At 49.8% G+C, this 17,354-nt stretch carries 3 protein-coding genes; all 3 read left to right on the top strand.

Annotation, left to right across the window (positions count from 1 at the left end; translation table 11 throughout):
- Nucleotides 1-9 precede the first annotated feature (9 nt).
- A complete protein-coding gene (dacB, locus tag SB847_RS05040) occupies nt 10-1,485 on the top strand; it encodes a D-alanyl-D-alanine carboxypeptidase/D-alanyl-D-alanine endopeptidase (protein WP_410561919.1) in 1,476 nt (491 codons plus the stop codon).
- 480 nt (nt 1,486-1,965) lie between these two features.
- Complete coding sequence (locus SB847_RS05035; protein ID WP_410577426.1) at nt 1,966-9,624, top strand: amino acid adenylation domain-containing protein; 7,659 nt, start codon at nt 1,966-1,968, stop codon at nt 9,622-9,624.
- Nucleotides 9,625-9,649: 25 nt separating this feature from the next.
- Nucleotides 9,650-17,347, top strand: coding sequence for an amino acid adenylation domain-containing protein (locus SB847_RS05030; RefSeq protein WP_410577424.1), 7,698 nt, complete (start codon nt 9,650-9,652; stop codon nt 17,345-17,347).
- Nucleotides 17,348-17,354 lie beyond the last annotated feature (7 nt).

Raw genomic sequence — 17,354 nt, 5'->3', positions numbered from 1 at the left:
CGGATAACATTGAAAACATATGTGAAACGCTTGAGCGCGGTGATTCTGCTTTTGATCATTGCCGCAGTTCCTTATATTGATGATGCGGCTAAGGCGGCTGAACAAAAAAATACTTTGCAAAAAGAGCTGGAACACATTCTGGATGAAGAACCTGCTTTAAAGGGGGCTTCAGCGGGCGTCAGTATCCGGTCAGCAAAAACAGGGGAGGTGCTGTTCGGCAGCCGGGAAGATATGCGGCTGAGGCCTGCATCACTGATGAAGCTGCTGACGGCATCTGCGGCGCTTTCCGTTCTCGGAGAAGATTACACCTTTAAGACAGAAGTACGGGCAGACGGCGCCGTAAAAGGAAAACAGCTGCGCGGAAACCTTTATCTCAGGGGAAAAGGCGATCCGACCCTATTGGCTTCTGATTTTGAGAAGATGGCTAAACAGGTCAAAGCCAGAGGCATCCATGTCATTAAAGGAGATCTGGTCGGGGATGACTCGTGGTATGACGATACCAGGTATTCAGTTGATCTTCCGTGGAGCGATGAAGGCCAATATTATGGCGCGCAAGTATCAGCTCTTACCGCTTCCCCAAATGAGGATTATGATACCGGAACGGTGATTGCGGAAATCAGCCCGGCAAAACAGCCCGGTAAAAAGCCGCGCATTTCGATTTCTCCCCATACGGACGTCGTTTGTGTGAAAAATGAAGTGAAAACCGTCGCTTCTGATGAAAAGAAAGAATTGACGGTTGAACGGGAGCACGGTGGCAATGTGATTACGATAAAGGGAACTATACCTGCCGGCTCGGCACAGGCAAGAGAATGGGCGGCGGTGTGGGATCCGTCGTCCTATGCTTTAGATTTATGGAAACAAGCGCTTACTAAACAGGGTATAACTGTAAAAGGGAAAATCAGAACAGGGCGAATGCCGCACCGCACCCAGCTTGTCACATCACGGACATCCATGCCTCTTTCAGAATTATTGATCCCATTTATGAAACTGAGCAACAACGGGCACGCTGAAATTCTGATCAAGGAAATGGGAAAAGTGAAAAAAGGGGAGGGCAGCTGGGAAAAGGGCTTGGACGTGATGAAATCGGAGCTCAAATCGTTCGGGCTGAATCCGGATGAATTGATTGCAAGAGACGGATCCGGCGTTTCTCATATTAACGGCGTATCCGCCGGCCAAATCGGAGAGCTTTTGTATGCGGTTCAGAAAGAAAAGTGGTACCCGTCTTTCCTTCGGTCGCTCCCTGTCGCGGGCGCAAGTGACAGAATGACGGGAGGAACCCTCCGGAATCGGCTGAAGGGCACCCCGGCGGAGGGCAAAATTAAAGCGAAAACCGGGTCACTAACATCAGTCAGTTCGATTGCCGGCTATGCAGACACAAAAACAGGAGATACGCTTATTTTTTCCGTGCTTCAAAACGGGCTGCTTGACGAAGATGACGGAAAAGAAATTGAAGACAAAATCGCAGTCGTGCTGGCAAATCAATAAGAAGGGCCGGATCCTTAGAGGATTCGGCTTTTTTTGATGTCTGTAAAACATTATATTGCGATTATGAATCAATCTTTTCAAAAAGTAATATCGGTAATATACTTCCTTTTTTTTACATGCTACTTTCTTACTTGTTCACCGATTTTTCATTTTTTAACGTAAAACTTCTTTTCAGGAGGCAAAACCTTTTTAAAAGCGCAATTAATTATACATTTTATTCCTTATTATAGTGTTTAAGAACCAGTTTACAGTGTGCATACATACCGTTTTACATGGTATAAAGATTATAGAAATGAATAAATGAAGTGAGGAATATATACTATATTCTAAAAAATGTTAGAGAAAATTTAATTTTTTATTGTGATTTCTAAAATATGTTTTAAAATAATGCTTATATGGATGATTTAGTCATATGCTGTCGAATTTTAGTTGTAATTATTTCACTTTCTTATCCTCTTAAATTGAAATGGAGGGATTCCATTGAAGAACACTGTTTATTCTTTAACTCACGCCCAAAGAAGAGTCTGGTTTACAGAGCTGCTCGAGCCGGGCACAAGTATCTGCAATCTCGCGGCGTGCGTCAAATTCAGGGGGAATATCGATTTTGACGTACTGCGCCATGCTTTAGATTTTTCTATCTCGCAAAATGATTCGCTCAGGTTTCAACTGACAGAAGGGGACGGATCAGAACCCCAGCTGTATCTTGCGGGGCATCGGCCGATTTCTCTAGAGACTGTTGATTTTACTCATACTGATCAGGCAGAGCGGGACGCATGGATTGACACGCAGACCCGTGTTCCGTTCAAGCTGTTTCATTCACCTCTGTATCAATTTACTCTTCTTGTCATGTCAGACGAAGAAGTTTGGCTTTATTCAAAATTTCACCATATTATCATGGACGGCATCTCGCTCAACCTGCTCGGCAACCAGCTCATTGATATCTACCAAAAGATCATGCGGGGCGGGGATTTAGCTGAACATCACAGGCCTTCCTATCTCAGCTACATGGAAAAAGAACAGCAATACTTACAGTCTTCCCGTTTTCAAAAAGACCGTTCATTTTGGACTGAAACATACCGAACCGTTCCGGAACACCTTTCACTGGCGGAACGAACCTCTCATCTTAGACAAAGCACTGCGGCTTCCAGAGATACAATCACTCTTTCTCACTCCTTAGAACAATCAATCCGGCGTTTTTGCAAAGATCATAATGTCAGCATCATCTCACTGTTTATGGCTTCGTTATACATATGCATCAGCCGTCTGACGGCTAAAAAGGATATTGCCATCGGCACTTATTACGGAAACCGGGGCTCCAGGCTCGAAAAGGATATGCTCGGCATGTTCGTCAGCACACTGCCGATCAGAATGACGGCAGATCCTGATGCGGAGTTCCTGTCCTTTGTCCGCAGCGTAGGAAAAGAGCAGCTGTCTGTTATGCGGCACCAGAAATATCCTTACAATCTTTTTGTCAATGAATTAAGGCAGATTCATCACGACCTGCAAAATATCATCGGAATTTCGATGCAATACCAGCCTCTCGCGTGGCGTCAGGCAGAAGGTTTCGATTATGAAACGGCGATGTTTTTCAGCGGGCATACGGCAAATGAGCTGTCCATTTTAATTAAGGAACGGACAGATACGGGATTGATTGAGCTGAATTTTGATTATCAATCCGCTTTATTTACTAAAACATCGATTAAACGAATTCAAACTCATTTGCTGACGATCGTTGAAAATGCCGTTAGAAATCCAAACCGGCTGATTCGGCATATTGATATGGCGGATGAAAAAGAAAAGAAACGGGTGTTAACTGCGTTTAACCGTACAGAAACGGCTGAACCGCCGGCCCCGACGCTTCACGGGCTGTTTACCCGCCGCGCCGCGCTTTCGCCCCATCGTCCGGCGCTCCGTTTTCCGAGCGGTATGCTGACGTACGCCGAGCTTGATCAGTACACGGACAGGCTCGCCGTTCGGCTCCGCCAAAAAGGCATCCGCAAAGAAAGCATGGTCGGCGTACTCGCTGAACGCTCGCCGGAGATGGTGGTTTCAGTGCTTGCCGTGTTAAAAGCGGGCGGCGCCTACGTGCCGCTTGACCCTGACTATCCTGAGGACAGGCTACGCTATATGCTCGACGACTGCGGCGCTTGTCTCCTGCTTGCACAGCCGGGATTATCCGTTCCCGGTTTTTCCGGAGAAACGCTAGAAGCGTCTCTTTCTTCTCTGACAAGTGAGGCGGAGACAGGGGCTGTCTCTGAAGAAGCGGATGCTGATTCGCTCGCTTATATCATTTATACGTCCGGTTCGACGGGAACACCGAAGGGAGTGGCTGTTGAACACCGTCAGGCCGCCGCCTTTTTATCAGGGATGCAAGGGCAGTTTCCGTTAACGGAAGAGGATGTTATCGTGCTGAAATCATCCTTTTCATTCGACGCCTCTATCTGGCAATTGTTTTGGTGGACAATGTCAGGCGCCTCCGTGTATCTGCTTCCTGCCGGATGGGAGAAAGATCCTGTGCGGATGATTGAAGCGTTTGCCTCCGAAAAGGTGACGACCGCGCATTTTATTCCGGCGATGGTCAACAGCTTTTTAGACGCGCTGGAAACGGAGCCTGCGGAAACAAGAACACGCCTCGGCAGAACACTGACACGCGTGTTTGCCGGAGGCGAAGCTCTTTCACCGCTTACGGCTGCCCGGTTTGCCGATCTATTGCCGGAGACCATGCTTATTCACGGCTACGGGCCGACAGAAGCGACGGTTGATGCGGCGTTTTACGTCTGTGACCGAAAACGGGACAGCGGACGGACGCGGCTTCCGATTGGTACACCCGTTCCGGGTGCCCGTCTGTATGTATTAGATAGCGGAGGAACCATCCAGCCTGCGGGCGTGGCAGGAGAGCTGTACATCGCGGGGACAGGGGTGGCCCGGGGCTATCTGAACCGGCCTGAGCTGACGGAGGAGCGTTTTCTCGATGATCCGTTTTACCCGGGAGAACGCATGTATCAGACGGGCGATATCGCACGCTGGACAGAAGACGGCCTTGTTGAATGGCTCGGCCGTTCAGACGGACAAGTGAAAGTCCGCGGCTACCGGATTGAACCGGGAGAAATCGAAGCGGCGATCCGGCGTATCGATGGCATTCGTGAGGCGGCGGTCACTGCCCGGACCGAACACGGCGAAACCGCGCTTTACGCCTATATCGAAGGACGGGAAAGCGATGACGTGCGGGCGGAGCTTGCGACACGCCTTCCGGCTTACATGATGCCGGCTCAGTTTATAGAGATGACCGAGTGGCCGGTCACGCCGAGCGGAAAGCTTGACCGCCGCGCGCTGCCGGCTCCCGGCGGAGCGGCAGACAGACGGGCGTACACCGCCCCGCGGAACGTCACGGAAATGAAGCTTTGCGCCCTTTGGGAAGAGGTGCTGAAAAACGGCCCCGTCGGCATCCGGGATCACTTTTTTGAGCGGGGCGGCCATTCGTTAAAAGCGACGGCTCTCGTCTCCCGCATTGCCAAAGAGTTCGGTGTTCAGGTGCCGTTACAGGACATCTTCGCCCGGCCGACGGTGGAAGAACTCGCTTCGGTTATTCAGGACTTGGAAGAGAGCCCGTATGAAGCGATTCAGCCTGCGAAAAAACAGGACACCTACCCGGTGTCTTCGGCGCAGAAACGGATGTATGTGCTCCAACAGCTTGAAGATGGCGGTGTCGGCTACAATATGCCGGCTGTGCTGGAACTGACGGGCCCGCTTGACCGTGTCCGGCTGGAGGAGACGTTCCGGCAGCTTGTGGAGCGGCATGAGTCGCTCAGAACGTCCTTTGAAACGGGGCCTGACGGCGAACCGGTGCAGCGCATCCATGACAGCGTACCGTTTCAGCTGGATGAGGCCGAGTCAGCTGACGCATTCGTCCGGCCGTTTTGTCTGGAAGAAGCGCCGCTCTTCCGCGCGGCCCTCGTAAAAGAATCAGACGAACACCATCTTTTATTAACGGATATGCATCATATTATTTCTGACGGTGTGTCCGTCAACACCTTGATAAAAGAATTCGGCGAGCTGTACGCAGGCCGTTCGCTTGCGCCGATGCGCCTTCAATATAAAGACTATGCCGTCTGGCAGCGGTCGTTTCAGGAGAAAGAAGGGTACCAGAAACAGGAAGCCTATTGGCTGAAGCGGCTAGAAGGAGAGCTTCCGGTGCTTGAGCTTCCGGCTGACAAGCCCCGTCCGGCTGTCAGAAGCTTTGCGGGCGGCAGCGTATCGTGCACGCTTGACGCTGAAACGGCATCCGGCCTTCACCGCATCGCCCGGGATCACGGCTCCACTTTGTATATGGTGCTTCTCGCCGCGTACAATACGTTACTCGCGAAATTGAGCGGGCAGGAAGACATCATCGTCGGTTCGCCGATTGCCGGGCGTCCGCACAAAGACCTTGAACCGATTCTCGGCATGTTCGTCAACACGCTGGCCGTCAGAACGGAGCCGAAAGGAGACAAACGGTTCACCGATTACTTGGCGGAAGTCCGCCAGGCGGCGCTTGAAGCGTATGAGCATCAGGACTACCCGTTTGAAGAGCTGGTGGAACAGCTCGGGGTGCAACGGGACATGAGCCGAAATCCGCTGTTTGATGCGATGTTTATTCTTCAGAATATGGAGCGAGAGGAGATAAATCTGACCGGTCTGAAGGCGTCACGATCAGAGCATACCGAACATGATGTATCAAGTTTTGACCTGACCTTATCAGCGGCTGAATCCGATGGAAACATCCGCTTTGAAATGGAATTCAGCACCGAGCTTTTTAAGAAAGAAACGATTGAACGCTGGATGGGCCACTTACTGAATCTCTTGCGCCATGTTGCCGCCGAACCGGAAGTCACACTATCGAAAACTGACATTTTGAATGAAGAAGAAAAACAAAAGTTACTGATTGAGTTTAATAACACACAAACCGAATTCATGGAAAAACACAAACTGTTTCACCAGTTGTTTGAAGAGAAAGCAGAAGAAACGCCTCATCAGACCGCTGTTATTGAAGGAACACAACAGATCAGCTATTCGCAGCTTAACGAGCGGGCAAATCGGCTTGCGCGAACATTACACAAAAATGGATTCGGTCCGGGAAAAAGAGCAGCTATATTGGCAAACCGTTCAATTGAAGCGATCGTCAGTGTTCTTGCGGTCATGAAATCGGGAGGGGCGTATATACCGGTTGACTCCCATTATCCTGAGGAACGGATTCGCTATTTATTAAAAGACAGCGCGGCATCCGTCTTGATGGTGCAGTCAGAATACAAAGAACTTGCTTCACAGCTGACGGATAACAATTTATTTCTCATTCAGCTCGATCATGAAGATCAATACGATATTTGTGCAAAGAATATTCAGCCGGCAGCGTCTCCGGATGATACTGCATATATCATATATACTTCGGGAACAACGGGAACGCCGAAGGGAGTCGAAGTCAGAAATCGCAGCTTTACGCATGCAGCACTTGCATGGCGGAAAATTTATGAGCTTGATCGTAAACCAGTCAGAGTGCTGCAGATGGCGAGTTTCTCATTTGATGTATTTTCAGGGGATCTTGCACGCGCCCTGCTAAACGGGGGAACGCTTGTCATTTGTCCGGATGACGTCCGGCTTGAGCCACAACAGCTTTATCAGCTCATTGATCAGCACCGTATCACGTTTATGGAGTCGACACCCGCGCTGATTGTTCCGTTTATGGAATATATATATCGCCGGAACCTCGCGCTGCAAAGTGTAAAAATACTTGTACTGGGTTCAGATATGATCAAGTCGCAGGATTTTTATACGCTTCAAGAACGCTTCGGAAAAGAAATGCGGATCATTAACAGCTACGGTGTAACAGAAGCGACAATTGATTCTTCGTATTATGAAGCTAAAATGAGCGAAGAGCCGCGGGAAGATGATGTGCCGATCGGTGTTCCGCTTCCGAATGTGCAAATGTACGTCTTAAACAAAGACAAACAGGTCCAGCCGATCGGCGTTTTCGGAGAGCTGTATATCGGGGGCGCCGGCGTCGCCAAAGGATATTGGGGACAGCCTGAGCTGACAGAGGGCGCATTCAGTGACCCGTTACAAACGGGAGAAACGCTTTACAGAACCGGAGATCAGGCTTGCTGGCTTCCGGATGGAACTCTTCGTTTTAAAGGGCGGATCGATAAGCAGGTGAAGATCAGAGGATACAGAATTGAGACGGGAGAAATAGAAAGTGTGCTTTTGAAACACGATCAAGTCAAAGAAGCGGCTGTTACCGTGATGAAAGATGCTGAAGGACAAGCCCGATTAGCGGCATACATCGTTCCTAAAGAGGCCGATATTTCATCACTCCGCCAGTCTCTTATGCAGGAGCTCCCGGCTTATATGATGCCGTCTCATATTATCGGTTTAGACAGCATGCCCCTGACACTGAACGGCAAACTTGATAAATCGGCACTGCCGGCAGAAGAGATACATTCATCACAGGCATTTGTCGCGCCCGGCGATGAAAAACAGGAGATGTTATGCCGGATTTGGGAAGATGTGCTTCATGTTCAGAAAGCGGGAATTCATCACTCTTTCTTTGAGCTTGGGGGAGATTCCATTAAGGCGCTTCAAGTGTCAGCCCGACTCGCCGGAGAAGGCTGGAACATGTCGATCCGCGATTTGTTTCAGTTCCCGACGATTGCAGAACTCGCGAAGCACCTCACGCCGGCTGTTGCAATGGCTGATCAGGGGCCGATAGAAGGAAGCGCTCCGCTGACACCGATCCAGCAGAGATTTTTTGAGGAGCCGGGTGCGTTTGAGCTTCATTATAACCAAGCGGTCATGCTGTGCAGTGAAGACAGCCTCGAAATAGATGCGCTGTATCAGGCGGTTTGCGCGCTGACAGAACATCATGATGCGCTGCGAATGACCTTCACTGAAAATGAGCATGGGGAAACGGTTCAATATAATCGCGGAATCACAAAGCAGTATGAAGAAATCTTTACGCTTAACGTCATAGATATTTCAGAAGAAACGCAGCCCGAAAAACGGATAGCCGCTGAGGAAAAAGAAATACAGCAGGCTATGCGTCTTGATCAGGGGCCTCTGCTTCATCTCGGAGTGTTCAGGCAGAAGGAAGCCGACCATCTGCTTATAACGATTCATCACCTTATCGTGGACGGCGTGTCATGGAGGATATTGCTTGAAGATCTGCAGACAGCTTATCAGCAGGCATTGGACGGCAAACAAATCGACCTGCCGCCGAAAAGCGATTCTTATATAAAGTATGCCGAAGAACTTTTTGACATTGCCAAAAGCAAAGCATTGCTGGAGGAAGCCGCATACTGGGACAGCGTGATGTCTAGTGAAACAGCGCCGCTTCCGAAAATAACTGATGAAAACGCCGGACGATTGCAGGAAAACGCGCGCACTGCATCGTGGATATTAAGCAGCGAAGTCACGAAACAGCTGCTGTTGGAAACACAGCAGGCATACGGAACGGATGTTCATGAATTGCTTTTAACGGCGCTTGGAATGGCGCTTCATGAGTGGACGGGTTCTGAACAGATGCTTATCAGCACTGAGGGGCACGGTCGCCAGGGGCATATACCTGACATTGATATGTCAAGAACGGCAGGATGGTTTACATCTGTTTACCCGGTGCTTTTGGATATGAGAGTGCCGGGCGGCTCAGGCGAAAAAACCGCTCACCGCATAAAGACGGTAAAAGACATGATGCGACGGGTTCCTCACCACGGAACCGGCTACGGGCTGCTGAGATATTCGCGAAACATTCTTTATAAAGACCCAGAAATAAGCTTTAACTATCTCGGTGCGTTTGACGGTCTTGGAGGAACGCTGAAGATGTCTCCGTTCAAGCCGCAGCATGATATAGCGGCCGGGCGCATCCGCGAGTTTGATCTGGATATTAACGCGATGGTGGCGGCCGGGCAACTGGAGGTAAAAGCCGTTTATACAGATGTATTTGCACCGGGGGCAGTCGAGTTCTTCATGAATTGTTTCCATACTCACCTCGAGGACATCATCGCCCACTGTTCCGGCAAGAAAGAGCGGGAAAAAACATTAACGGATTACAGCCATACAGAATTGACCGCTCAAGCACTATCAAGCATTGAAGATCTCGTAAAAGGACTTTAATTTCATAAAAAGGTGTGTGGCATTCGTGACACAAGCGACAGAAATTCAAGATATTTACCCTTTATCATATATGCAGGAAGGCATGCTGTTTCATTCGCTTCTGGATTCCGGATCAAACGCATATGTCGAGCAGATTTCGTTTACAGTCAGCGGGGATTTATGCATTGATACATTCCAAAAAAGTCTGGATATGCTTGTCAGCCGCTATGATATTTTCAGAACGATTTTCATAAAAGAAGTGCCTGACCTTGAAGGTCCGCAGCAGGTTGTCCTTTCACGCCGTGACACAGCCGTACAGACTGAGAACATTTCAGACTATTCGGAAGAACGGCAGCAAAGCATCATTGAGGAATTCAAGGAAACCGACCGGCATAAGGGGTTTGATCTGCAAAAAGGCCCCTTAATGCGCCTGACTCTTTTTCAAACGGGAGAAAACCGCCATACGTGCGTTTGGACTCACCATCACATTATGATGGACGGCTGGAGCTTGGGCATTGTGCTGAAAGATTTCTTCAGCATGTATTATGCGATCCGGAACGGGCGGCCTGTAAACCTCGGCAGTCCGGCTCCGTACAGCTCTTATATCAAATGGCTCCGAAGCCGGAATAAAGAAGAAACGTCAGCGTTCTGGTCGCGCTGCTTGGAAGATTACGGAGAAGTCGTTTCCGTTCCGCAAACGAAGAATAAGCCGGCGCAAAACGGTTATGCATCTGAGCATTTTCAATTTTCCCTTGAGTCTGAAACCGTGCAAAAACTGACAGACATTGCCCGAAGCACCGGGGTCACGCTGAATACTTTATTTACGGGCATTTGGGGGCTGCTTCTCCATCGTTACAACGGCACTGAAGATGCGGTCTTCGGTTCGGTTGTTTCCGGCAGGCCGTCTGCTATCAGCGGCATTGAATCCATGGCCGGACTGTTTATCAATACCGTACCGGTAAGGGTGCGCGCGGCTGGTGATATGACTTTTTCTTCTCTTCTCAAAAAGGTGCAAAAAGAGTCACTCGCTGCGGAAGAGCACAGCTATTATCCGCTGTATGACATTCAAAACGAGAGCGGCCTGCAAAAAGATCTCTTGAATCACATCCTGGTTTTTGAGAATTATCCGGTTCAGATGCAGGCTGCGGTAAACGGCTGGCAGCAAACGGAAAGCAGTGCGCTCTCACTTGAAAACTTTTCGATGGCGGAGGAAACCAATTACGATCTTAACGTCGTCATCGTTCCGGGAGAAGAGTTTTATGTGAAATTCAGCTACAATGCGGGCATCTACGATCGGGAAGACATGAAACGGATCAAAGGGCATATTCTGGAGGTCATCTCCTGTGTAACGGAAGATCCGGACAGGCTTTTATCAAGCATCAGTCTCGTGCCTCCGGAGGAAGAAGCCCTGATTCATTCGTTTAACGAAACGAACCGTCCGTACCCTGAGACAACCGTTCATGGGCTGTTTGAAGAACAGGCGGCAAAAACGCCTGACCAAGAGGCGTTGAGATATAACGGGGTAAGCTGGAGCTACAAGAAATTAAATCAGCGGGCGAATCAGCTTGCACATGCGTTAAGGGAAAAAGGCGCACGCCCCGATCAGATCACCGCTGTTATGCTGCGCCGATCAATGAGTACGGTTGCCGCTCTGCTCGGAATTTGGAAGTCGGGCAGCGCCTATATGCCGATTGATGCGGAATTTCCGCCTGAACGGATTTCATTTTTACTGAGAGACAGTGAAGCCTCACTGCTCGTGACTGAAAAAGACCTGCTCCCCCTCATTCCGCCGGATTTCAAGGGCAGTGTCGTCATCATGGAGGAAACGGTTTCCCAGCAGACTGCACCGCTTCCGCCGGTATCTGACAGCGGAAATTGGGCGTATGTCATTTACACCTCCGGAACGACAGGCCGGCCGAAAGGGGTGCTTGTACAACACAAAGCGATCAGCAATACATTGCAATGGCGGCGTGAAGAATACGGGATGACAGAAGGGGACGTAGCGCTTCATCTTTTTTCATACGTATTTGACGGGTCATTAACGAGTCTGTTCACTCCGCTTCTGTCGGGCGCCTGTGTACTGTTAACTGATGAAGATGATGCGAAAGACGTCCTTTCAATAAAACAGAAAATCACCCGCCACGGAGTGAGCCATCTTCTGATCGTTCCGTCTCTGTATCGCGTTCTGCTTGATTCGCTGACGAAAAAGGATGCGCAGACGCTTCGGGCGGTGACATTTGCCGGGGAAGCGGCCACTCCTGATATCGTGGAAGCGAGCCGCAACATATGCCCGAATGCCGAGCTGCTGAATGAATACGGCCCGACGGAAAACAGTGTGGCCACGACGATTCTGCGCAACCTGCAAAAAAGCAGCCGGATTACGATCGGGCGCCCGATTGCCAACACTTCTGTCTATATGATGCACGGAGATCGGCTGCAGCCGGTCGGAGCCGTCGGTGAACTGTGTATTTCCGGAAAAGGTCTGGCGGACGGATATTTCCAGCAAAAAGAGCTGACAGACAAAGTCTTTACCCCTCATCCGTTTCGTGAAGGTGAACGGCTGTACAGAACGGGAGATGCAGCCCGATTTTTACCGGATGGAACGATTGAATATATGGGACGCTTTGACGATCAGGTCAAGGTAAGAGGTTACAGAATTGAATTAGGAGAAATCGAAACGGCACTCAGAAGTCTGTCCGGGGTAAAAGAGGCGGCAGTCACCGTGCGCAAAACGGCGGACGGGGAACAGGAGCTTGCAGCTTATGTCGTACTGCAAAACGCGGGTGTGACATTTGACCCTCATGCCGAATTGGCCGGGAGATTACCTGCTTATATGATACCGGGAAGCTTTACGAAATTGACGGAAATGCCGCTGTCTGTGAGCGGAAAACTTGATCGGGCCGCACTTCCTGAGCCGAAAGAAGCTGAGAGAACCGGTGATTATCAAGCTCCGCGCACAATGCTTGAGACCGAGCTGCTGTCTATTTGGCAAGAAGTGCTGAAACGGGAACACATCAGTATGAGAGATGATTTCTTCCAAATCGGCGGACAGTCGCTGAAAGCCGCGTCGCTTGTTTCAAACATACATAAACGGCTCCAAATTGAACTTGCCGTCCGCCATGTTTTTGAACATCCGACCATCGAGAGCATGGCCCGCTTCCTTGAACAGAGGAAAAGAGGAGAATATGCAGAAATCACCCCTGCTGTGGCAAAGGACTTGTACCCGCTATCTTTTGCGCAAAAAAGGCTCTATGCCCTTCATCAGCTTGCAGCGGACAGTACGGGCTATCATATGCCCGCTTGTCTGGAACTGAGCGGCAGACTCAACCGGGATCGGCTGCACGAAGCCTTTTCAGCGCTGTTACAAAGGCATGAAGCGTTACGCACTTCATTTGTTTTACGAAACGGGGAGCCGATGCAGCACATACATTCACATGTCGATCTTGACCTCACAGAGATTCACATGCCATCCGGGAACCTTCTTCAAGAGGTGATGGAAACTTTCGTCAAACCGTTTGACGTGGAAAAAGCGCCGATTTTGAGAGTGACTTTAGCCAAAGTCACTGAAGAGCGTCATTTTCTGCTGCTTGATATGCATCATCTTATCGCAGACGGTGTGTCAATGAGCGTTCTGATTCAAGAATTGACGGATTTATACAGAGGAAAGGCGTTGCAGCCGTTAAAACTCCAGTACAAAGATTTTTCCGTCTGGCAGCATGAGCGGTTTGCTGCTGAAGAATTCAAAAGACATGAGCGTTATTGGCTGGAGACGATCGGGGAAAACATTCCCGTACTCGATCTGCCGCTCGATAAAAAGCGCCCGCAGCTTCCTGATTTCAGCGGGTCCGCGGTTCGAACGCGCCTTCAAAAGGAAACGGCGGAGAATTTGCGCCGGCTCATGGATGAGACAGGTTCGACGCTGTATATGATTCTTTTGGCAAGCTACTCCTTGTTCCTTTCTAAATTGAGCGGGCAGGAAGACATTGTCGTCGGTTCACCTGCGGCCGGCAGAAGCCGCGCTGAGCTTGACGGGGTCATCGGCATGTTTGTAAATACCGTGGCAATGAGAAGCAGGCCGAAAGGGGATAAGACATTCCGCGCTTATTTAGAAGAGGTGAAAATGCTCGCCCTCGGCGCGGCCGAACATCAGGACTTCCCGTTTGAAGAACTTGCCCAAAAGCTTGATACACACCGGGAAGTCAATCGCAATCCGCTGTTTGATGCCATGCTCGTTTTGCAAAACAGTGATGATTTCGAAGTAAACCTTCCGGGCTTATCCGTTTCTTCACATGCAGTGAAGCATGACATTTCAAAATTCGACTTGACGCTTCATGCCGAGGAACGGCCGGATGGCTCACTGGATTTTCATTTTGAATACAGTACCGCCTTGTTTGAAAAGGATACGATCGAACGGTGGGCCGGTCATTTTAAAGAGCTTTTAGGACAAATCGCATCGGATGATGAGCGGAAGCTGTCTGACATTTATTTGCTGGGCATAAACGAGCGGCAGATGCTTCTTCAAGCGGGAAATCAAACGGCGGAGTATCCGAGGCATGAAACGATCGTCAGTTTATTTGAAGCACAGGCGGAAAAAATGCCGGATCAAATTGCAGCCGTCATGTCTGATGAGCGTCTCACCTACCGCGAGCTCAATGAAAAGGCGGATCGAATCGCCGATATGCTGTCGGAAAACGGCATCCGCTCCGGACAGATTGTCGGAATTATGACCGAACGATCTCCGGATATGCTGATTGGGATTCTCGGTATTTTAAAAGCGGGAGGAGCTTATCTGCCGATCGATCCTGACTATCCTGACGAGCGGATTTCATTTATGCTGACTGACAGCGGCGCGCGTGTTCTGTTAACGCAATCGGGTCTTGGGATATCCGGAATGGACGGGCTGCCGGTTTTATACATCGATAAGCCTGAATCCGTTTCAGCAGACAGAACGAAAGAAATGATAACGCCTGAACAGCCGGCTTACGTGATTTACACATCGGGCACAACAGGAAAACCGAAAGGCGTTATGACGGAACACCGCAATGTCATCAGCCTTATCACACATAAAGGACTGCCGTTTGATTTCGGCTCTGGAGACGTCTGGACGCTGTTCCACTCCTATTGCTTTGATTTTTCTGTATGGGAAATATTCGGCGCGCTCTTATACGGCGGAAAGGTAGTTATCGTACCGAAAGAAACTGCCCGTGATCCGCATTTGTACCGGCAGCTGCTGCAAAGTGAAGGCGTAACGGTGCTGAACCAAACGCCGACGGCTTTTTCCGGACTCATTCATGAAGAGGCCGGGCATACGGACAAGCTACAGCTTCGATATGTCATTTTCGGCGGAGAAGCGCTTCAGCCCGGCATGCTGAAAAGCTGGAAAGAGAAGTACCCGGAGACGGAGCTTGTTAATATGTACGGTATTACGGAAACCACGGTTCACGTCACATGCAAAAAACTGAATATGGATGATATTGAGAGAAACAAAAGCAATATCGGCAGACCGCTGGAAACCCTCCATGCTTTTGTCATGGATATCTATATGAATCCGCAGCCGATCGGAATTCCCGGTGAGCTTTATATCGGCGGGGAAGGCGTCGCGAGGGGATATGTAAACAGGGATGATTTAACCGCCTCCCGTTTCATCACGAATCCGCATGTTTCCGGCATGCGGCTCTACCGGACGGGCGATATCGCCAAAAGGCTCTCAACTGGCGAGCTGGAATATGTCGGGCGTAAAGATGCGCAAGTAAAAGTCAGAGGCCACAGAATTGAGCTGGGAGAAATTAAATCAGCGCTGCAAGAGCTTTCCTCCGTGAAAGAGGCCGCCGTGATCACACGTGCTGATCAGCATGGTCAGCACTCCATTTACGCATACGCGGTCTTACACGGAAACGAAAAGATAAAAGAAGCAGAGATTCAGGCCTCTCTCAGAGCTTTTCTGCCGGAATATATGATTCCCGCCCGCTTGATAGAGCTTGATGAACTGCCTTTGACGGCGAATGGGAAGCTGGACGAGAAGGCGCTCCCGCAGCCTGAATTAAATGATAGCCTTGGAGATGATATCAGCCTGAGAAATGAAACTGAAGAAATGATGGCTGACATCTGGGAAGAACTCTTAGGTGTTGAAGGTCTCGGTCCCAATGCTCATTTCTTCCATCTCGGCGGGGATTCGATTAAAGCGCTGCAAGTATGTGCGAGGCTGAAACAGCAGGGCTATGAAACGACCGTTCGCGAGCTGTTCGAGCATCAGACACTGGGAGAAGTATCGATGCGGCTCCGGAAAGTCCGCCGCGTGATTGATCAGGCTCCCGTCACGGGAGACGTGCCGCTGACGCCGATCCAGCACTGGTTCTTGTCGCAATCATTGCCGCATGATCATTTTAATCAGTCGGTTATGCTCCGCAGTGCGGACAGAATCAATGAATCTGCTATGAGAAAAGCGCTGGCACAGCTCGCGGTTCATCATGACGCATTACGGATCGTATGCGGCACGCAAAACGGATCGGTGACTCAATACAACAGAGCGGAAAACCTTTCTGAAGAAGAACTCTTTACGTTTGAAACGCATGACGTGAGAGGGAAAGGGTCATTACAAGAGGAGCACGCCGCAATTGAACAGGCGGCCGCCCTTATTCAAACTTCCATTCGGCTGGAGACGGGTCCGCTCGTAGCTGTCGGATTATTTCACGCTAATGATGGCGATCATCTGCTGCTTTCCATTCATCACCTTGTCATTGACGGGGTGTCATGGCGGATTTTATTTGAAGATTTCACCGCATGCTACAGGCAGGCGCTCGAAGGAAAAGAAACCGCGCTTCCGGCAAAAACCGATTCCTATCAGACTTACGCGAAGCAAATCTCTGATTATGCAAAAAGCCGCCGGCTGTTACAGGAAGCAGACTACTGGTCCGAAAGAGAAAAAGCGGCGGTCAAACCGCTTCCGAAAGATGCCCGCATCTCTTCCAATCTTCTGAAAGATACAGATGTGATGACCGTTACATTGACAAAACAGGAGACTGAGCAGCTGTTAACGGAAGCGAACAGAGCATACACAACAGAGACGGCTGAATTATTGCTTGCCGCGTTAAGCCTTGCGCTGAACAGATGGACCGGAAACGAGACATTCAAAATCAGCATGGAAGGCCACGGAAGGGAAGAGCATCTGGAGCATCTTGATATCAGCAGAACCATCGGCTGGTTTACGTCAATTTATCCGGTATTGGTTGACGCAAGTTTTCAAGATCAGACTGATGACGGCGAGCAGCTCGGCTATCACATTAAGCGGACAAAAGACATGATGCGCCGCATTCCGCATAAAGGAGCGGGATACGGGGTGCTGAAGTATATAAGCAAACTCTGGGAAGAGACTGAATCTGATGCTCCTGAAATCAGTTTTAACTATCTGGGGCAGTTCGACCGGGAAATCCGTTCCAGCGGCTTCGGTGTTTCTCCCGTAAAAGCGGGAAATGAAGTCAGCCCGGACTGGGAACGTCCGTACACACTTGATATCAGCGGCTCCGTATCGTCGGAATGTCTCAGCATGCATGTCGTGTACAACCGTTTTCAGTATCAAAAAGAAACGATTGAAGTTTTGACGGGACATTTTCATGCCTTTCTCAAGCAGATCATCACGCATTGCACAGGCAAAGAGGAGCGTGAATGGAGCGCCGCTGATTTCAGTGACGAGGAGTTAACGCTGGAAGATCTGAGTGACATTATGGGAGCCGTCAACAAACTATAGAAAAGGA

The organism is Bacillus sp. SIMBA_026, assembly GCF_046535335.1.
In the GTDB taxonomy this organism is placed as follows: Bacteria; Bacillota; Bacilli; order Bacillales; family Bacillaceae; genus Bacillus; species Bacillus velezensis.
The sequence above is the reverse complement of the archived record's forward strand: the minus strand, read 5'-3'. Positions and strand labels throughout refer to the sequence as shown.